Source organism: Sulfurimonas indica, assembly GCF_009192995.1.
GTDB lineage: Bacteria > Campylobacterota > Campylobacteria > Campylobacterales > Sulfurimonadaceae > Sulfurimonas > Sulfurimonas indica.
The window spans coordinates 1-19,574 of sequence record NZ_SDID01000020.1; the positions used below are offsets into that span (position 1 = coordinate 1).

Annotated in this window: 20 protein-coding genes and 4 tRNA genes; 6 read left to right on the forward strand and 18 right to left on the reverse strand. The window is 37.2% G+C overall.

Translation table 11 applies throughout. The annotated features are described in order from the left end of the window. Together ES948_RS08820 and ES948_RS08825 are read left to right on the forward strand one after the other, a co-directional pair. Positions 1-681, forward strand: a 681-nt coding sequence (locus ES948_RS08820; RefSeq protein ID WP_152184584.1) for an MFS transporter, incomplete at its 5' end; no start/stop codon positions are given. 87 nt (positions 682-768) lie between these two features. Beyond that, the gene (locus tag ES948_RS08825) at positions 769-1,215 is read left to right on the forward strand and encodes a hypothetical protein (protein WP_152184585.1); all 447 of its coding nucleotides are present in this window, start codon (positions 769-771) and stop codon (positions 1,213-1,215) included. Here ES948_RS08825 and nosD read toward each other — a convergent pair. The 18 genes from nosD to ilvD form a co-directional block, all read right to left on the reverse strand. Then, entirely contained in the window at positions 1,196-2,404 is a 1,209-nt protein-coding gene (gene nosD / locus ES948_RS08830; RefSeq protein WP_152184586.1) for a nitrous oxide reductase family maturation protein NosD, read from the reverse strand. The genes ES948_RS08825 and nosD overlap by 20 nt on opposite strands. Before the next feature lie 20 nt (positions 2,405-2,424). Beyond that, entirely contained in the window at positions 2,425-2,949 is a 525-nt protein-coding gene (locus tag ES948_RS08835; protein ID WP_152184587.1) for a PAS domain-containing protein, read from the reverse strand. A gap of 9 nt (positions 2,950-2,958) precedes the next feature. Beyond that, positions 2,959-3,429 carry a nitrous oxide reductase accessory protein NosL gene (locus tag ES948_RS08840; RefSeq protein WP_152184588.1) on the reverse strand — a complete coding sequence of 157 codons (471 nt, stop codon included), beginning with the start codon at positions 3,427-3,429 and terminating at the stop codon, positions 2,959-2,961. Positions 3,430-3,438: 9 nt separating this feature from the next. After that, positions 3,439-4,266 (reverse strand): ABC transporter permease, encoded by an 828-nt coding sequence (locus ES948_RS08845; RefSeq protein WP_152184589.1) that lies wholly within the window; start codon positions 4,264-4,266, stop codon positions 3,439-3,441. Then, on the reverse strand, positions 4,267-4,905 hold the full coding sequence (locus tag ES948_RS08850) for an ABC transporter ATP-binding protein (RefSeq protein WP_152184590.1): 639 nt from the start codon (positions 4,903-4,905) through the stop codon (positions 4,267-4,269). It abuts the gene before it with no gap. 2 nt (positions 4,906-4,907) lie between these two features. Then, complete coding sequence (locus ES948_RS08855) at positions 4,908-5,813, reverse strand: NapH/MauN family ferredoxin-type protein (RefSeq protein ID WP_152184591.1); 906 nt, start codon at positions 5,811-5,813, stop codon at positions 4,908-4,910. Positions 5,814-5,834: 21 nt separating this feature from the next. Beyond that, positions 5,835-6,338 carry a c-type cytochrome gene (locus tag ES948_RS08860; RefSeq protein WP_152184592.1) on the reverse strand — a complete coding sequence of 168 codons (504 nt, stop codon included), beginning with the start codon at positions 6,336-6,338 and terminating at the stop codon, positions 5,835-5,837. Further along, on the reverse strand, positions 6,338-6,946 hold the full coding sequence (locus ES948_RS08865; protein WP_246153852.1) for a c-type cytochrome: 609 nt from the start codon (positions 6,944-6,946) through the stop codon (positions 6,338-6,340). The genes ES948_RS08860 and ES948_RS08865 overlap by 1 nt, the downstream gene beginning before the upstream one ends. Positions 6,947-6,955: 9 nt before the next feature. Beyond that, entirely contained in the window at positions 6,956-7,696 is a 741-nt protein-coding gene (locus tag ES948_RS08870; RefSeq protein ID WP_152184594.1) for a 4Fe-4S dicluster domain-containing protein, read from the reverse strand. A gap of 15 nt (positions 7,697-7,711) precedes the next feature. Next, positions 7,712-8,932 (reverse strand): nitrous oxide reductase family maturation protein NosD, encoded by a 1,221-nt coding sequence (locus ES948_RS08875; protein ID WP_152184595.1) that lies wholly within the window; start codon positions 8,930-8,932, stop codon positions 7,712-7,714. A 1-nt stretch (position 8,933) separates the two neighbouring features. Further along, positions 8,934-9,722, reverse strand: coding sequence for a cytochrome C (locus ES948_RS08880; RefSeq protein WP_152184596.1), 789 nt, complete (start codon positions 9,720-9,722; stop codon positions 8,934-8,936). A 175-nt stretch (positions 9,723-9,897) separates the two neighbouring features. After that, a complete protein-coding gene (gene nosZ, locus ES948_RS08885; RefSeq protein WP_152184597.1) occupies positions 9,898-12,498 on the reverse strand; it encodes a Sec-dependent nitrous-oxide reductase in 2,601 nt (866 codons plus the stop codon). A gap of 106 nt (positions 12,499-12,604) precedes the next feature. Then, positions 12,605-13,561 carry a hypothetical protein gene (locus tag ES948_RS08890; RefSeq protein ID WP_152184598.1) on the reverse strand — a complete coding sequence of 319 codons (957 nt, stop codon included), beginning with the start codon at positions 13,559-13,561 and terminating at the stop codon, positions 12,605-12,607. After that, entirely contained in the window at positions 13,554-14,252 is a 699-nt protein-coding gene (locus tag ES948_RS08895) for a Crp/Fnr family transcriptional regulator (RefSeq protein WP_246153853.1), read from the reverse strand. Before ES948_RS08895 ends, ES948_RS08890 begins: the two co-directional genes overlap by 8 nt. Beyond that, entirely contained in the window at positions 14,233-14,679 is a 447-nt protein-coding gene (locus tag ES948_RS08900; RefSeq protein WP_152184600.1) for a hypothetical protein, read from the reverse strand. The genes ES948_RS08895 and ES948_RS08900 overlap by 20 nt, the downstream gene beginning before the upstream one ends. Before the next feature lie 71 nt (positions 14,680-14,750). After that, complete coding sequence (infC, locus tag ES948_RS08905; RefSeq protein ID WP_188109495.1) at positions 14,751-15,269, reverse strand: translation initiation factor IF-3; 519 nt, start codon at positions 15,267-15,269, stop codon at positions 14,751-14,753. Further along, a complete protein-coding gene (gene thrS / locus ES948_RS08910; RefSeq protein ID WP_152184601.1) occupies positions 15,266-17,074 on the reverse strand; it encodes a threonine--tRNA ligase in 1,809 nt (602 codons plus the stop codon). Before thrS ends, infC begins: the two co-directional genes overlap by 4 nt. 8 nt (positions 17,075-17,082) lie before the next feature. Continuing rightward, positions 17,083-18,774 carry a dihydroxy-acid dehydratase gene (gene ilvD, locus ES948_RS08915; protein WP_152184602.1) on the reverse strand — a complete coding sequence of 564 codons (1,692 nt, stop codon included), beginning with the start codon at positions 18,772-18,774 and terminating at the stop codon, positions 17,083-17,085. A 253-nt stretch (positions 18,775-19,027) separates the two neighbouring features. Between ilvD and ES948_RS08920 the strand changes: the two genes are divergently transcribed. From ES948_RS08920 to ES948_RS08935, 4 genes are all read left to right on the forward strand, one after another. Then, positions 19,028-19,102: transfer RNA gene (locus ES948_RS08920), tRNA-Gly, on the forward strand. A 35-nt stretch (positions 19,103-19,137) separates the two neighbouring features. Further along, a tRNA-Leu gene (locus ES948_RS08925) sits at positions 19,138-19,224 on the forward strand. A 19-nt stretch (positions 19,225-19,243) separates the two neighbouring features. Next, positions 19,244-19,317, forward strand: a tRNA-Cys gene (locus tag ES948_RS08930). Positions 19,318-19,347: 30 nt separating this feature from the next. Beyond that, positions 19,348-19,436, forward strand: a tRNA-Ser gene (locus tag ES948_RS08935). The last annotated feature ends 138 nt before the right edge of the window (positions 19,437-19,574 follow it).

A 19,574-nucleotide genomic window follows, 5' to 3' on the forward strand; every position in this document is an offset into this window, starting at 1 on the left:
ATGACAGCTGCATTTGTTATCATCCCTGTATTTTTAACACAGCCTGAGTATGGATTTAACTGGGAAAAGAGTGAGCTGTGGATGGTCTATGTACCGGCAATGATAGCTGGACTTATTGCAATGGGGCCAGCTGCAGTGTTTGGAGAAAAACGTAATATCCCTAAACAGATATTTATGGTCTCAATTGTTCTCTTTACTGCATCTTTTGTAATGATGGGACTTACAAGCTCCAGTGGAGTTTTCATTACAGCGGTTATCTTTTTCTTTGTCGCTTTTAATATGATGGAGCCACTCGTTCAATCAATGATCTCTAAATTTGCAAAAGTACACCAGAAAGGGGCAGCACTTGGTATCGCGAACTCTGCTGCATACTTCTTTACATTTATCGGTGGTACATTTGCAGGGCTTTACCTTGATATTAGCTCACGTGAGACACTTGGTCTTACTATCGGGGGCATTGCTCTTGCTTGGCTTATCTTTACAGCTGTAAAGATGAAAAACCCTATTCGCCATTCTCATCTTATTATCCCTGAAAATGAAGTTGATTTTGACAAGCTTAATACTTTAGAGAGTGAACATATCGCAGAGTGGTTTATCAATGAGACAGAAAAAGTTGTCGTTATCAAATATGTAAGTGAAAAACTGAATGAGGATGATTTAAAAGGAAAGATTTTAATATAATCTCTCCTTTTTTCACATCTTTTTCTTGATTTAAATCATCACCTAAAAATATATAATAAGATAAAATACATAAAAAAAGATTTAATTATGAAACTGTTTATCTTATTATTAAGCCTCTCATTTACCATTTTTACCTTTACAGGATGTGAACAAGAAGCAGATACCCATGCCCGTCAAGTTCACTATGACAGAGATATGTGTGCACGCTGTGCCATGGTTGTCAGCGATAGACACAATACTACACAGGTCATTAATCCGCAAACAAACAAAGTCTATATGTTTGATGATATCGGCTGTATGGTACTCTGGTTTGATGAAGAACATATTGAGTGGGCAGGTCAGGCAGTCATCTGGATTACAGATCTTGACACTGGAGAGTGGATAGATGCACGCAAAGCCTTCTATGATACAGAGAACATTACTCCTATGGCCTATGGGTTCTCAGCACACAAATCAAAAGATGCTATTAAAGAGGGCCAGGAAATTATTGACTACAAAGAAGTTGTTAGAAGAGTCAAAGAGATTGGTAGATAGGTTTTTTATCTACTAAAATCAAATTTGGCTCTATAAAAGGCGCTAGTTGTGAGAGAAAATTTAGCAGTGTCATAATTGGACTTGCATAAAAAAACTTCACTTTTTTGTTGTAATGCCAGAGTGCATCTGCATATTGATAGACTTTATAGGGTGTATCTCCAACACCGTCTTTGTCTCTGTCAAACCCAGCATATCTATCCCAGTAGTTATACTCTACGATGTTTGAATCTGCAAAACTCCCACTGATATCTTTGACAACATCATCAATATTTCCAAAAACTCTGTTTCTTGTTATCTTGTTATCTTTTATCGTAGCATGAAAATGAAAAGCTTCACCATTGTAAGCTATCTCATTATTGATAATAAATCTTTTCATGCCTCTTTCTTTCTCTTTGCCATCTATATAGAGTGCTTTGGCATTATAACGCACTACATTATCCTGAAATAAAAAGTTGGCAACTGCACCTATCATCACAGCAATACCTGCCGCACCATTTGAGCTCGTTATACTATTGCCAATGACTTTTGTATCCTTTGCCCCCATAAGCATAATACCTACAGAGTTATATCTATAGCTGTTGCCTTTAAAAATATTCCCGTTACTCATGGAGAGATGTGTTGCAAAACGATTTGCAGTAAACTTATTTTCTATGAAGCTATTATTGTGTGAATAGTTAAGCGTTATATCTCTGACTTTCTCGATAGTATTGTTTCTAATGAGATTTTTACTGCTGTAATACATCTTCAGTCCATCACCACGAAGCGGTATATCATAACTCTTTGATGTAATATAGTTATCTTCAAAACGAGAATCACTGACCATATCCATATCAATACCATAAAGCACATCCTCAAGTCTGCAAGCAACTATACTGCATTTATGTACCTTATGCATTGAGATGGCAGCATCAAGCATATGCATACGCTCTCCACTACTTTTAATTGTAAGATTTTTCAGATGGACAAAAGCGCTTGTAATGGTAATAACACTACCTTTACCGTCCCCTTCGATTATAACATCCTCACCCATTCCTAGAATAGTTAAAGGCTTGTTGATAGTAATGTTGCCTTTATAATGTCCACTTTGAAGTTTAATGGTTGCGTGTGGGTTGGCCTTCTCTATTGCCTCTTGCAATGGATTGGCACTTAAAGATGAGAGAAGGGGAAAAAGCAGCAGAAGTATTCTCATCTTTTATCACTTTTGAAGTTTTAGTAAAATTTATGAATCTCTTCCATGATATCTGCAAACTCCATATCATCACCCTTCTCTTTTAAAAACGCAACAAGGTACTTCTCACTCGCTTCTACACCCTCTTTTTTCTCAATCTCAAGAAGTTTTGCATAGAGATCTGCAATGATTTCAATAACATGGCGTGAGATTTTCTTCCGTGAAGCATGATAGCCTATAATTTTCCCTGTATCAGTATCTTTACGGATCTCAAACTCTGTAAATATCCAGTAGTACCTTCCATCTTTTGCCAGATTTTTAACAACAGCATTGATGTTTTTTCCAGCCCCTATCGTCTCCCACAGAAGCTTGAAAACAACCTTTGGCATATCAGGATGACGTACAATGGAGTGAGGCTTGCCAATGAGTTCTTCCTCACTGTAGCCGGAAACTTCCTGAAAATAGTCATTGGCATAGGTAATCTTGCCTTTTTCATCCGTTTCACTTACGATGTAACGCTTTGGGTCTAACACTATCTCTTCATCTATCGGTGTCGGTTTTATCATCTCATTCTCCTATAGGCTGTCATTTAGCCAGTTAATAAGCCCTCGGCTTATTTCTCTAAAGCCAAAAATTCGCTTTCCGTTATGTAGCTTTGAAAACTCTTCAGCCCGCTTATAAGAATCAAACGGTACTAAATCATCACCTGCAGGTGATGTAACATTACTTCCATAGACATAAAAAGCACCCTTTGCCTTGACTGTTTTTGCAGTAGCATAGTCCGTTACATAGATGTTTTTAAAGTCACTCTCACTCTTGATGTTAAACTCAGGCCATTTCCCCGGTCTAAAATAGAACTCAAACATGGACTTAGGTGATATAAAATATATATCTTCTCCACTTGCAAGCTCTATCTTTGCAGCCCATTTTGGATACTTGTAGACCTTCATATGCCGTACAAGCCCCGTTGTGTTTTTATCATAGTTCATTTCAGAAGAAAAAAGCAGACTGACAACAAGTAACAGCAAAGTAGTTATTTTTTTCATATTCATCTCCTAAACCAAATCTTTTTTCTCAAAAATTTTGTACCCAAAAAAGGCAAAAAGCAAACCAAGTAGAAGTGGATACCCTATAGAGAGCAGCACAAAGGTACTTTGCGATACCGAATCCAAAATATAAAATGCCACAGGTCCCATAACTGTTAGTTCCGGATCAAAAAGTGAAATAGCAGCAACACGGAAAATCTCCATAGGGTTAATCAAACTGATAAAGATGATAAGCCCTTCATCAACACGCTGCTGCATCATCAATGAAATGAGTGCAATATCAATAAAAGCAAGCAAAAATATCCAGATAAAAAAAGCAATCCCCAGTGCTACTTCAGATGATTTGACAAATGAAGAGATAAAAAAAGCAATTCCTAAAAATGTTGCACTCATCGCAAAAAGAAGTCCTGTATATAAGAAGAAAATATTCCATGGAATATCAGCACCCTTAAAAGCTCCATAAATGACAGCGATTATCATCGCAAAAATCACCGGCAGATAGACTGTGATAAAACGACCTATGATTTTCCCCCAATAGTACTGCTTGAGTGAAATTGGAAAAGAGAGCATATACTCTAAAATGTGGCTGTCTCTGTCTCCTGATATTGAACGTACCGTTGTTATCAGGATAAATATAGGCAAAATTACTATCGTAATCTGAATATACATCAAAAGCAGTCGGCTCAAACCACTAAAACCCATCACTTGTGACTCAGTTACTCCTGCTATAAAAAACAGAGCAATCAGTCCGCCAAAAACCAAGGAGTAAACCAGAAACCATTTTGCCCGAATCGACTCTTTTAAATCAAGATAGGCTATTAAATATAAATTTTTCATCTAAAATCTCTCATCCGAAACTATTTTTCCCAAATCCATATAGATTTGACGGTTTACCAAATCTTTTACCTCTTCAAGCCTGTGTGTTACAAAGAGTAGTACCTTCTCTTTTTCATTCTGCTTCAAAAGTCTGTAAAAATCATCTCGTGCTTTTGGATCAAGGTTTGCCGTAGGCTCATCATAAATGATGATATCACTCTCTTTTGCCAAAGAGATGGCAATAAGCAGCTTTTGCTTCATCCCCCCACTGAGTTTAAAGAAGGACTTGTTTAGGTTTGCATTGATATCAAGTTTCATCTCATTGGCGTAGTGTTTAATGAGCTCCTTATCGACATTTGCACTCACGGAGATATACTGCATCAACTCTTCGATACTGAGTTTGATTGGAGGTGGAAGCTGAGGGACAAAACTGATATGTTTAAGTACCTCAACACGCTGTTTTATAGGACTCTTTCCATTGATAAGCACCTCTCCTGCATCTGGATGATAGTAGCCCATGATAGAGCGGATAAGCGTAGTTTTTCCAGCTCCATTTGCACCCATTAAAGCGATTGATTCATTTTTATTGAACTCACAATTGATATTCTCAAGTGAGATATGTGAACCAAATTTCTTTGTTATATTATTTACTTTTATCATATCTACACCAAACTTTTGAGTCTAAAGTCAAAATTGAGAGCATCTTCATGACAAACATCGATACAGCGACCACAAAGTGTACAATCTGCACCTGTGATATACTCTCTTGTTATCCCTTTTTCTTCTCTTTGTTTATCATATTTTGCTTTTGTAATCTCTAACACCTGATTCTCAAAACAGACATCATGGCAGACCATACAGTGGTCACAATTATCATTCCATTCAACTCGCAGAGCTGAGATTTTTCCTATCATACCATAAGTCGTTCCAATAGGACAGATATAAGTACACCAAGCACGACGTGAGAAAAAGACCTCAAAAGCCAGTACTACAAGGACCCAGATAAGTGCCAAACTCCAGCCATAGGTAATCGCACGGCTCATAATACCTACAACATTAAATGTCTCAAAAACAAGATAACCGCTTGTTGCAGACAACACAAGGAAAATTGTCCAAAATGCATAACGGATACGATGGTCGAACTTTCTGTCCTTTATTATTTTTTTATTGACAAGTGTATTGTGCCACTTCTCTCCAATCTCGGAGAGAATGCCATATGGACATACCCATGCACAGTAAGTTCTTCCACCAATAAGCAGATAAAATATAACTATCGTACTGACTCCGATAATGATGTTTATATGGAGATAATGCTCAGCCATCAACATCTCTAAGGTCGTAAAAGGGTCAATCAGGTGGAAACCTAGAAAACGTGAGCCGTTAAGGGTTCCTTCCAATGTCTGTATATCAATAGCAAACGATAAAAAGAAAAGCAGATGGATTGCAATAACAAGTATCCACCGCTTCATACGATAACTGAAAACTGTTTTCCCATCTCTTGTTTTGTTGAAAAAAGTTGACCAGAATGTAGTTCTTTTTATCGTTTCTCTATTGTTATACTTATCCATCGTTTTATCCTATAATCTCTTTTATTGTTCGTTTTTCAGTGCCTCTGCACGAGCCGGAAACTCTCCTATCTCATCAGCAAACTTTCTCAAATCATCTTTGGACATATGCAGTAACAATCCCTTCATAACCATATTTTCTTTACGACCTGATTTAAAATCATCCAGCTTTTTATAAAGCATGTCCGCACTTTGTCCAAAGAGTTTCGGTCCCATAAGTTTTTTCCCATACTGCATTCCGCTACCATCAACACCATGACATGAAGCACATTTACTTTTATATGCATCACTTACTTTAAAGCCTCCGATATTTCCGGCCTTCTCACGTAGGGCACTCAGCTCCTCAGCCTCTTTTTCTCTATCACTTTTTTCTTCAACTGCTGTAACTGTTTGCGCAGCTGTTCTATTACCAAGGTCTGCAATAACTTTACCATGCTCTCCACCATTATATGCACCGCCATGCATGGCTGTCCATGCCATCAGACCAAAAATAATCAGTGTCAAAATTCCTACAATTATATTTTTCATTATTTGTTCCTCATCTGTTTAATTTCTTTGTTAAAGTTGTATATCTCATTTGCCATACTTTTTATCTCTTCGTCACTCATCATATTGATAAGGTCATTCATCAAAGGATTTGACTTTTTACCGGTCTTAAAATCCTGAATCCTCCCATAGATAAAGTCAGCATCTCTCTCTAAAAGAGATGGTCCGATAATCCCGTTTGCATAATCATTATGACAAGGAGAACATCGCACTATAAAATTTTTGCTTAGTTTTTTCACAAGCATAGAAACTTGTACCTCTTCATAGGGAGAACGTACATTCATATTTGCATCGATGGCTGTTCTTGGACGTACTCTGACAGAAGCATCTTTATTTGCCGGCTGTGCATTTTGGTCATACTCGCTCTTCTCACCGTAGTCATAATAGTATGAGCTTCCTTTTGTTTTATCTCTGCTCTTTTGTTCTACTTTTATCGCATGTGCATCACTATTTTGCACAATCTCTATCTTTGGTGTAACTGACGCAGTTTGTGTTGCCTTTTGCTTTTGTGACTTCTCCTGCGAGTTATCACTACACGCACTAAAACCTACAATCAATATAAAAGACGATGCTAAATATAAACTCTTCATTTTCATTTCCTATGCTTTATTATAATACTCTTCATATGTTACTCGTGGTTTTACAACAATTGACGGTGTCTGTGTCGGACATATCTCTTCACATGCTCCACAACCAATACAACCATCATAAATCTCTGGTTTGTTTCCACCACCACTATCTCTAACCATAGAGATAGCACTCAGAGGATTTGGAACAGGACAGATATCAGCACAAAGCGTACACGCTTTTCCCTCATATCCACTCATTCTATCAAGCAGTTGCAGCTCCAACTCTGTTACATTATTGACAGACTCTGTAAATTCCTTCATCGGCTCAAGATAGTTATCCGGAACAGGCGTATTGCTCATTGCTAAACATTTATCAGGGAACTCTAAAACAGCTATACCCATCTGAATATCTTCTGCTTTTTCACAGCTATGATCCAAAGCTCCACTAGGACATGCTAAAACACATGGTACGGCATTACATGCATAGCATCCTCGCTTTGTTGCATCAATATAAGGTGTTCCAACGCCATGGCCCTGTGCAATATCTGCAAGTTCAATGGAGTGATAAGGGCACACCTGAAGGCATTGTCCACACTTGATACAGAGTGCTAAAAACTCTTTTTCAGGTACTGCTCCAGGCGGTCGCAATCTATTTTCAGCATAAAGTGCATAGGGGCTAAATACAACACCACCTCCTAATACAAGTCCCAGTATTCCCAAAGTAGAGTACTTGATAAACTCTCTTCTATCAGTTTGTACTTTTTTTGCCATACTATTTTCCCTTCTCTAAAATATTTTACTCACACGTGGTTTATCATCTTCCATCAAAAAGAGCGGTTTTGTAAACGGTGCCAGTTTTGCTAAAAAATTAAACAGAGAAATCACCGGTGAACCATAAAAAAACTTTACATCCGAATCATACATCCATAACTGGTCTGCGTACTGATAGACCTTATGTGGTGTATCACCGATACCGTCATTGTTTCTATCGAAGCCCTCATAATTATCCCAGTAATTGAAAGCTATCTCGTTCTCATTTGTTTTTGAACCTCTACTGTCATTGACAATATCTTCAATATTTCCTGCAATGATATTGTTCTTTATAATATTATTTTCACTCAGTGAGTGAAAATGCATCGCTTCTGAATTATATAAAATCTTATTGTTCTCTATCCAGTTGTGAGTACCCGGCTCAAAGGGACTTCTGTCGATATAGATCCCCTGTGCACAGTATAAAACCGTGTTGTCTTTGATCGTAAAGTTTGAGACATCTTTTAGACCTATGCCCATTCCCGTTGCACCCTGAGAACTTTTAACGACATTGCCAATTGCAATGGAGTCTTGTGAGTACATAAAGAAGATACCGACGGAGTTTAGCTCATACTTGTTATTTTTTATCAGGTTTTTTCCTGCATACATAAAATGCAAAGAGTATCTGTTGTTTTTGCCATAATTATCCACTATCTCGTTGCCATGTGAATACCAAATAACCATATCACGTGATTTCACTAACGAGTTAGCTCTGATAATATTATCATTGGAGTACCATAAACGAAGGCCATCTCCACGTAGACCAAGGGCTACATCTTTTGAGCTGATATAATTATCAGCAATTAAAGAGTTATGCACCATCTGCATATCAATACCAAAAAGACAATCATCGATAGTACAATGGCTTATCTCACATTGTGAAGCATCACTAACAGAGATTGCAGCATCAACTTTCTCATGTCTGTTACCGCTGTTTATGATCTTTAAGTTCTTTAACGTCACATAAGAACTTGTCACTTTTATAACCGTGCCCTTATCCTCACCATCAATGATGACTCCCTCACCCTCACCAATAATCGAGAGTGGTTTATCTATAACTACAGAACCTTTATAAACTCCGGCAGGCAGTTTTAAAATAGAGCCTTCCGGTGCTCTGTCAATAGCATCTTGCAGTACATTCTTTGCACTTAATGTTGTAACACTAAGAAGTAAAAATGCAAGTGCTAAAAATTTCATCTTATTTCTCTGCTTCCATCTCTTTAAATGCTTTTTGTTTTGCGAAAAATGCAAGAATACTGAGCAAACTGACCGCTACAAGCATATAAAAACCAATTGTTGGATAGGAGTGCGTTGTAAACTGTGCGATTTTCCCATCTCCAAAAACAGTAGGCATAAAAGGTTTTATTTTAAAGGCTCCCCAATCATGCAAATTATGTCCAAACCAATAGAGCCAATAGGAGTAATCGGCTATAAAGATAAGTGGTAGTGCAGCAGGAATAAGCATAATATAGTTCAAATATTTTTTATCATATGCAATGAATAGAATAATTCCTAAAGAGAGAAACAGAAGTGCATAGATACCAATAGCACGCTCAAAATGACCACCAACCCACATTGGGTCCATTCCAACATAGTGGTTGATTGTATTCATCTCATGAACTTCTCCGCTGTAACCGTCAAAATGAAAATAAACAGGAATTCCCTGTGGAAAAGCCTCTTTTGGATAGTTTGGTGCTTCAAGTGATACAGCCCAAATCGGCAGTGATGCTACACCAATCTCAGAGGCACTCTCTATCATCTTTTCTAAATTATTATGAGCCTCTTTTAGTGTAGTGACACTCTTATATCTTCCTTGATTATAAAGATTCCAAATTGTTTTGCTAAATGATGAGATTTCATCAGCTTTCCCTGCATCTATTTTATTTAACGTTCCATGAAATGCGATCATAGGCAGTGTAAACGAAAATGTTAAAATGAGCAGAGCTAAAGTAGCAAAAATTTTAGCTTTGATTAAACTAGGGTGCATAGTGTTTCCTTATATGAATTCTAATAAAAATCTATTTTTATAATTAATTGTAAAGTTAATTATAGACTAAACTTATTGTATCGAAAGTCTGTATGAAAATTAATGATATATGTCAATATATAATGGGGAAGGAGGGAGGAGCCCCTCCCTCTGTAAAAGTAGAACCTTACTCTTTTTAGAATAAGTTAGCATTTTCATCGACCCATTTGAGGTATTCGATGATATTTTTCGTCTCTTCTTCACTCATATGTTGATTAGGCATTTTTAGATTAAAGTAATCAATCATGCTTTTAACATATGGATCTTTATATTTAGATGCTGGGTTCATAATAAAATCTTTTACCCATTTTTCTGCATTTTCATGTCTCATAAGAACACCTGTTAAGTCAGGACCTGATGACACTTTACCGATTACGTGACATCCACCACATCCACCTTCACCAAATGCTCTCTCACCAGCTGCTGCTGCAGGAGATTGAGGTGTTGCAACTTTTCTTACAAGAAGGTCTTTAGCACGAATACCAACATCCGCAGTTTTAACCATATATTGCCAGATCATATTTTCAAACAGAACAGCTTTTTCATAATCACCAGCTTTTACAGCTGCATCAGATTTTTTCTTCTGACCTGGAATTTTCCCATATTGATCAAGTGCATCTTCTACCAGTGCTTTTACTGTTGGGTATTTTTCATAATGATTCTCTTTTAAAAATTTCACAACAGACTGAATAACCGCATCTGTCGCATCATTTACCGCAACTGTTTTGTCATACTCAGCTTTTAACTCAGCTTTTGACATTTTTTTCATTTTCAATTTTTGTGCACTTACATATTTTTTATTAGGGTCTTTAACCATAAGGTAACCCATCATCTCTAAGTGAAGTGCAGAACAGAACTCTGTACAGTAATAAGGGAATACACCTTCTATATCTGCTTTAAATTTTAACTCAGCAGTCTCCCCTGGTTCAAGTGATGCGTGAACATCAAAGTTATCAACTGTAAAACCATGTGTCTCATCTTGTGCACGTTCAAGATTCGTTAAATAAATAGTTACAATATCACCTTTATTTACTGTAATTCTCTCAGGATTAATATGAGATCTTACAAGTGTTGCATAAACAGTTACTTTGTTACCTTTTCTAACAATTCTCTCTTGACCTGCTAATGTTTTACCAACATGTGGCTTACCAGTTTTTGTATTTGTACCCATTTTATAGCGAACTGCAGGATGGAGTTTGCTTGCACGAATAGCTACTGCCTGGTGTGGTTCACCTAATGGTAATGGCATATCAACAAGTAAATCCATTTTTTTACCACTTACATCAATCAACTGGTGATTTTGTGGATGCAGTGGTCCAACAGGATCAAATCTGTCAATTGCAAGTTTATTTAAAGAGATAATATATTTACCTTGTGGGTCAGCAGATTTTCCTTCCATTCCACAAAGGTGTCCAACGTTATAGTGAACATTCTCTTTATCTAAAACTTTGAGTGTTTTATAGTTCCATTTTACGATTTGTGAATCAACGTAAAGTGAAGTATAAATCTCACCATCAACATTTGAGTACTGGTTATGTAGTGGGCCAAGTCCCAACTCTACTTGACCATGAAGTGATTTTTTCATATCAAGAATTGGAATTCCATATGGATCTTTACCAGCATACTCTTTGCTTTTAATAAGCTTTTTGATTTTGCTCCATTTATAAACTGAAGCATGTGTATCTAGCTTACCACAAACTGTAATATACTCACCATCTGGTGAAACATCAACACCGTGCGGTGACTTTGGCTCTGGAATCAAGAAAAGACAGTTATTTTTTACTGCCACATCCATTGGAATTACTTTAATTCCATTGATCATTTTATAGTTCTTTTTATTTTTAGCAAGCTGCGCTAATTTTTTCCAGTTATACACATGTAAGAAATCAGTATCATTTCTTGACATACCCGCTTCAAATGGAGGCATACCAACTTCGATACCACCTGTATACATTTCCGAGTTAAATGAGTTTGTAAAGCCCCAACCATAAGAGACACCTTTACCTGCATCACTTAAATCCTGCATATATGGAGGAAGTTCAAGTACAAAAGAATCTTTTGGCTTAATACGTCCTTTTTTACTATCAAATTTCCAAAGAGTTACACCCCCACGGTAGGTCTCTTTATACTCTTCGATTGGATGGTAATTGTTGTCAAACGGCGCAGCATATTGACATGCTTCAATGATATACTCAGAGTTAGGAGTAAAGAATGAACCACCATGTTCTGATTTAAAAACCGGATTGACAACAATCTGTTTTGTTTCAAAGTCATGCAAATCGATAATAGCAATACGAGGATTGGCTTTATCATTGATCGCTAACCATTTCCCGTCATATTTTCCATCTTTCTCAGATAGACCAGGGTGGTGTGTATCTCCCCAGTTTATTTCACGTCCACGAATGTTACCCTGACGTAAAATCTTTTTAGAATCTTCATCATATCCATATCCTTGCCATGGTTCTGGCGTAAATACAGCGATATACTTTAAAATTCTCATAGTTGGAACACCGTAAACAATTATCTGTCCACTTTGCCCACCAGAACTAAATACAATAAACTCATCTCTCCCACCTGATGGCGTATAAGTTTTTGCAGCACGAATTACATCGTTCTCTGTAAGTCCTCTTGCTTTCATCACTTTTTGCAGTTCTCCCCCAATAGCAGCAGATGCAACTGTTGCTGCTAGAGATGTCCCAACAATAAGCGAAGCCAGCTTACTTAAATGACTAGACATTTTATTCTCCTTCTTTTTCATTTTAGAGTTTTCCCCAAATGATAAGAAAATAGTAATACAATAAAAGGTCTAAAAATTTGACTCAGGTCAAAATATAAAACTAATTTTATTTTTTAAAGTTTTGAAGGCTTTGTTTAAGTTTTTGTAGCTTTTGCAATGAAGTCGTTAACTCTTCAAGTGCTTCAATAAGAATATCCTCTTTTGTAATCATCTCTTTGTCATAGGAGTTTTGAGTATCCATTGTACTGACAAGATCAAGCAGATCTTCAATATTTTTCTCTATTGTCTCTAAAGAGTTAGAAGCGTTTTCAATAGAAGCACTTGAATACTCTATGGAATCATCAATCTTTTGAACAAGATAGTTGAAATTATCAGTGGCTTTTGAGATATCTGCAACACTGCTCTTCGTATCTATGGGCTTAACCTCTTTGACCGTTGATTTTCGTACAATATTCTTAGAGGTATTTAAAAATTTTTGGATAAATCCTATAACATCTTTTAATTGTGTAAAGAAATAGATAAGTACGATAATAAGTAGTAAAAACAGGAAAATCTGAACAAACTTACTGATATACATAAAGTTGTCAAAATATTTTTTATGCATTTCGATCAATTTATTAAATTCCACGACAAGCGTTAAATTCGCCGCATATATATCTTTGACAAGCTTCTCTAAAAGAATGTTTGTATATGCATTATGTTGTACTTTACTAGCGTCTCGAAACTGTTGTACGAGAAGATAAAAATGATTCCATTCTTTGATTATTTTATCTGTTTGGTTTTGTATCTCTTCAGATAAAACCTCATCTAAAATCTCTTCTCTATGATTCATATTCTCAACAAATCGTTTTATAGACTCATCAAGCTGCGCAGTTGAAGCATCTCTATTATTGTAAATATAAAATATATTTTTAGAAATCTCCTGCGTAAAAGCCTTTTGTTCATTTATCGTTTTTAAAAGTCGTAAATTTACTTCATTTTGTGCAGAAACATATTTGGAATAGTAAGCAAGTACAAGTGATAAAACAAAAATCAAAGCACCGAGTAGTTTTATCTTAGTCATCTATCTTATCCTTGTAAATTTCACAGAGTGCCCCTTCATCTTTTATGGCAACCCTACCGTGTATTATATCAATAATACCATTACGTTTGAGTCTGCTGAGTACTCGTGAAAGTGTCGCAGGCTGAATATGCAGCATTAAAGATATGTCATGACGTTTAAGTTTGTTAAACATCTCCAAATCATCATAGAGCATCATACTTACTTTTGAGACTGCATCAAAAATGAACTCTCGATTGATCAGCGACTGCAATTGGGAAGAGCGTTTTACGATTTCTTGCGTGAGCGCTTGACAGAGTATATTTTCATCCAAAAACTTCTCTTTAAATCTTTTATAGTTGATTTTTAATATCTGTGACTCTTCAACAAGTTCTACATTTGAGTAAGCATATAATGTTGTAGCTTTCAGGTCAGATATCTCTGATATCATCGAATTTTCATATATATAGTATAAAAATATCTCATTATCATGTTTATCTATCTTATAGGCACGCGCTTGTCCTGAAACTAAAAAAAGTAACTCTTTCGTATGGTTGTTCTCATAATGGAGAATAAAATTCTCACCATAACAGTGCAGTGTTGTCATCTCACAAAGCAGATCAATTTCCGTCTCATTTAAAGAATTAAAAAAATCCTGTGACTGAATTATCTCTTTTAAAGACACTCTACACCTGTCATAATTGGGATTTCTCACATTGGGCCTGCGTAATGTTAAAGACGAAGAGCCTTTTTTTACTTTTTGCACTTCTGTAGATATAACGTGTGTTGATACCGGCTTCTAAAAACCTGCTTGAGGATCGGCATACACCTTTTGTCACTGCTCTTTGCATGCGTGAGTGATCTTCTTTTATGATTGCTGCATCACTCTTGGCACCACTGTTAATCTCAAAAGTATAAACAAGTGTTGCATCTTCATTTGTAATGGAAATTAAACTTGTATATGTATCAATTTTTTGTGGAAGATTTTTTGAAAGCTCTTTGGCAACCATAGAAGCAATTTGCATTTTTTGCTTTTTAAGTTCAGTTTGTGGAAACTCTTGTGTTGTAAGTTTTTTAGAATCAGTAGCAAATAGCTGTAGAAAAATTCCTAATAATAGAAGTAGTACAAAAGATTTTTTCATAATGCCCTTTCTCTCTTGAAAAGGACATTATACATTATTGAGAAATATTAAAAAATGATATTTATCAAGTATTACTTTTTGGGAACCACATACATATTGTAGTAGCGCCCTTCAAATTTTGGAGGCTTCTCCATCGTCGCAATATCTTCAACCATCGGCCAAACACGTTCTAAAACCTCACGGGCAGCTTCAGGATGAGCCATCTCACGACCACGTAAAAATACTCTGAATTTTACATGTTTTCCTTTTTCTAGGAATTCACGTGCATGTTTTACTTTGTAAGCGATATCATTCTCTGCAATTTTCACAGAGAGTTTAATCTCTTTTACATCAATTTTAACTTGATTTTTTCTCTGCTCTTTGAGTTTTTTCTCTTCTTGGTATTTAAACTTACCATAATCCATGATCTTAGCAACAGGTGGTTTTACATTTGGTGCAATGAGGACTAAATCAAGCCCTAACTCATTTGCTTTTGTCATAGCCTCATCAGTAGAGATGATGCCTAAGCTCTCTCCACCATCAACATTACATCTTACCTCAGGAACACGGATGTCATCATTCATGATGACGCGGTCTTTGTTTTTACTCAAAAATTTACCTCATTTATTTTAGTTTGTATAAGTTGAAGGAAATCTTCCTCACTCATGTTGTACTGCTCTCTAGTACGTCTGTCACGAATTGCGACTGTCTTATTTTCTATCTCTTCATCCCCAATGACTACTATCATAGGAACACGAGTTTTTTCTGCAGTCCTGATTCTTTTGTTTAAAGAATCGTTCCTCGCATAGATTTCACTATCGGCATTAATATCGATAAGTTTATCTGATAAAAGCTTAGCATATTCTTTATGACTCTCTGCAACAGGAACGATTGCCACCTGTGTAGGGGCGATAAACATTGGGAATTCTCCCGCATAATGCTCTGTCAAAATTCCGATAAAACGTTCAAAAGAGCCCAAAATTGCGCGGTGAATCATTACCGGCTGAATCTTATCATTGCCCTCACCATTATACTCAAGCTTAAAACGTTTGGGAAGATTAAAGTCTAACTGAATTGTTCCACACTGCCACTCACGACCGATTGCATCTGTAATTTTGATATCAATCTTTGGACCGTAAAAAGCTCCACCACCCTCATCTATCTCATAAGGAAGATCATGTTTTTCCATTGCAGATTTGAGTGCGTTTGTAGAGATTTCCCACACTTCATCACTTCCAACTGCTTTATCAGGACGCGTTGAGATCATCATTTTATAATCAAACTCAAATGTGGACATGATTTTATCTACAAAGTCCACAACTTCAATGATCTGTTCTTCAATTTGATCAGCACGACAGAAAATATGCGCATCATCTTGTGTAAACTCACGTACACGGAAAAGTCCGTGTAGTGCACCTGTCATCTCATGACGATGCACAACACCATACTCAAAGTACTTAATCGGCAAATCACGGTATGAATGCAACTCATCCTCATAGACTTTAATATGCCCTACACAGTTCATCGGCTTTACACCAAACTCGATATCATCAATCTTTGTGAAGTACATATTTTCACCATAATTCTGATAGTGCCCTGATGTCATCCAGAGGTCTGAACGAAGCATCTCGGGACCACGAACCGGCTCATATCCACGCTTACGGTGAGCTTTAAAGAGAAGTGATTCTAAACGAGCTCGCAATCTTCCACCCGCAGGTAACCAGATAGGAAAGCCCGCACCAACTTCTTCACGGAAAGTAAAGAGTTTCATCTCATTTCCAAGCTTACGGTGATCACGTTTTTCTGCCTCACGTAACATATCCATATGGGCTTTGAGCGCATCTTTTGTTGCAAAAGCTATACCATATATACGCGTAAGCATCTCGTTCTTAGAGTCTCCTCCAAGATATGCACCAGAAATTTTTGTTAGCTTAAAGTAGCGGATAAGGCCGATATTTGGAAGATGCGGTCCACGACAAAGGTCTTCAAACTCGCCCTGTTTATAGATACTTACATCTTCATCAGGAATCATATCAAGAACAGCTTGCTTCAGATGATCATCTGCAAACTTTTTACGCGCTTCTTCTTTAGAGATTACATAACGCTCAATAGGAAACTTTTTCTTTGCAAACGAGAGCATCTGCTTCTCTATCTTTTTAAGGTCTGCTTCACCAATCTCAGCATCTGTTTTAAAGTCATAGTAAAATCCCTCTTTTACAACAGGCCCTACATAAAACTCAGCGTCAGGATAAAGTGACTTAATCGCTTGAGCCATAAGGTGTGCTGTTGAGTGACGCAGTACCTCTAAAGCTTCAGGTGAATTATCTAACTCTATCTCTTCACCACTCAGACCTAACTCCTCTGCAGTTTGTAGATCTACTATTTTTTCATTATATTTTATTGCTATTGCACTCAAAATCTTTCCTATAATTCAGTTTTTAATACTGCACCATTTGATGCATTTGATACAAGCAGTTGATAACGTTTCAACCATTTTGATTTCACTTCATTTTTATATGGTTTATATGCAGCTCTTCTTTTTGCGATAGTCTCATCATCTACATTCAGACGTAAAATATGCTTATCAACATCAAGCTCTATCTCATCACCATCTTCAATTAATGCAATAAGTCCACCCTCTGCAGCTTCAGGCGAAATATGCCCGATAGAAGCCCCTTTTGTCGCACCAGAGAAACGTCCATCAGTAATGAGTGCAACTGTCTCACCGAGTCCCATACCCTGAATAAGTGCGGTAGGTGCTAACATCTCTTGCATACCCGGACCACCTTTAGGTCCTTCATAACGAATAACGACAACATTACCAGGTTTTACTTTTTTACCCATGATACCAGCAATCGCTTCTGGTTGTGAGTTAAAGCAGATGGCCGTACCTTTAAAGTGACGCATACTATCCACTATACCGGCAGCTTTAATAACGGCTCCCTCTTCGGCTAAGTTTCCAAATAAAATTGAGAGACCACCAACAGGAGAGTAGGCATTCTCATTTGTATGAATAATTGAAGTATCTTTGATGTATGCATCTTTGATACGCTCACCAAGAGTCTCACCGGTAATTGTAAGTGCATCAAGATGTAAGATATCTTCACCTCTACGGCTTACCTCTTTCATTACAGCATTTACACCACCTGCATCATCGATATCTTTCATATGAACAGTTGTTAACGATGGAGAGATTTTTGCGATATGCGCGACTTTTTCAGCGATTTTATTGATGTTTTCTATCTTATACTCTACATCAGCCTCACGTGCAATTGCAAGCATATGTAAAACTGTGTTTGAGCTTCCACCCATTGCCATATCTACTACAAAGGCATTGTGAATTGCTTTTTCATTTAAAATATTTTTGAAATTATACTTCTCGTTGTTTTCCATCTTCGCAAGTTCAACAATTCTCTTAGCCGCTTTTTTTACCATCTCAATACGCTCAGGTGTCATCGCAAGTACAGTTCCGTTACCCGGAAGTGCGATTCCCATCGCTTCACACAAAGTATTCATAGAGTTAGCTGTAAACATACCTGAACAACTTCCACCTGAAGGACAAGCATTACATTCGATATCTTTAAGCTCTTCTTCACTCATTTTCCCATCATTAAACTGACCAACTGCCTCAAATGCCGTTGCAAGGTCAATTGGTGTACCATCTTTTGTATGACCAGCTGGCATTGGACCACCTGATACAAAGATAGTAGGAACATTTACGCGAAGTGCACCCATAATCATTCCCGGTACAATCTTGTCACAGTTAGGAATACAGATCATCGCATCAAGTTTGTGTGCATTCATCACGGTCTCAATCGAGTCCGCAATAATCTCACGTGAAGGGAGAGAATAAAGCATACCGTCATGCCCCATAGCAATCCCGTCATCAACACCAATCGTGTTAAATACAAAAGGAACGCCACCAGCCTCACGGATAGCCTCTTTGACTATCTCTCCATACTCATGAAGAAAAAAGTGTCCTGGAATAATGTCTATATAAGAGTTTGCGATCCCGATAAACGGTTTGTCAAAATCTTCGTCTTTAAGTCCTGTAGCACGAAGCAGTGAACGATGCGGTGCCTTATCAAAACCTTTTTTAATAATATCACTTCTCATAAATATCCTTAATTTTATTTCATAAAATGAAGGAGACCTTCATCTATGAATTACGATGTTAGGAGTAATCCCCCTCATCTACGCTAAGACCACTTAGGTCACTAAAGCTAAGCTCTTAAGAGCTAAAGTAAATATCAATATAATAATTTTGATGGGATTATAGCATTTTTTTGCTATTTTTAGCTAAAAACTCTTTACAAATGAAAATAAAATCGCTATAATTCCGGCTCACTTACAAATTGTAAGCGACAATGCGGGAATAGCTCAGTGGTAGAGCACAACCTTGCCAAGGTTGGGGTCGCGAGTTCGAACCTCGTTTCCCGCTCCATTTATTACGAATTATAAAATGCAGAGACACCCGATGCCCGGGTGGCGAAATTGGTAGACGCAGGGGACTTAAAATCCCCCGGTAGCAATACTGTGCCGGTTCAAGTCCGGCCCCGGGCACCATGATGAAAAAACTGAAACTGGTGCCATCGCCAAGTGGTAAGGCCGCAGCCTGCAAAGCTGCTATCCCCAGTTCAAATCTGGGTGGCACCTCCAGTTTTATAATCAACATTTTTTTTACAGCGTGGATCTTTGGCTGAGTTGGTCGAAAGCACCGGTCTTGAAAACCGGCGAGGGTCATACCTCCCTGGGTTCGAATCCCAGAGGGTCCACCATCTATAAACCCCATAAAATACGGACTTTCAAAAAAAAACTTCAAAAATATACAACAGTTATACAACTTTGGTTAATCTTCCGCCCATTCAACCAATAAATGCGCCCATTCAACCAATAAATGCAATTTCCACCTCTTA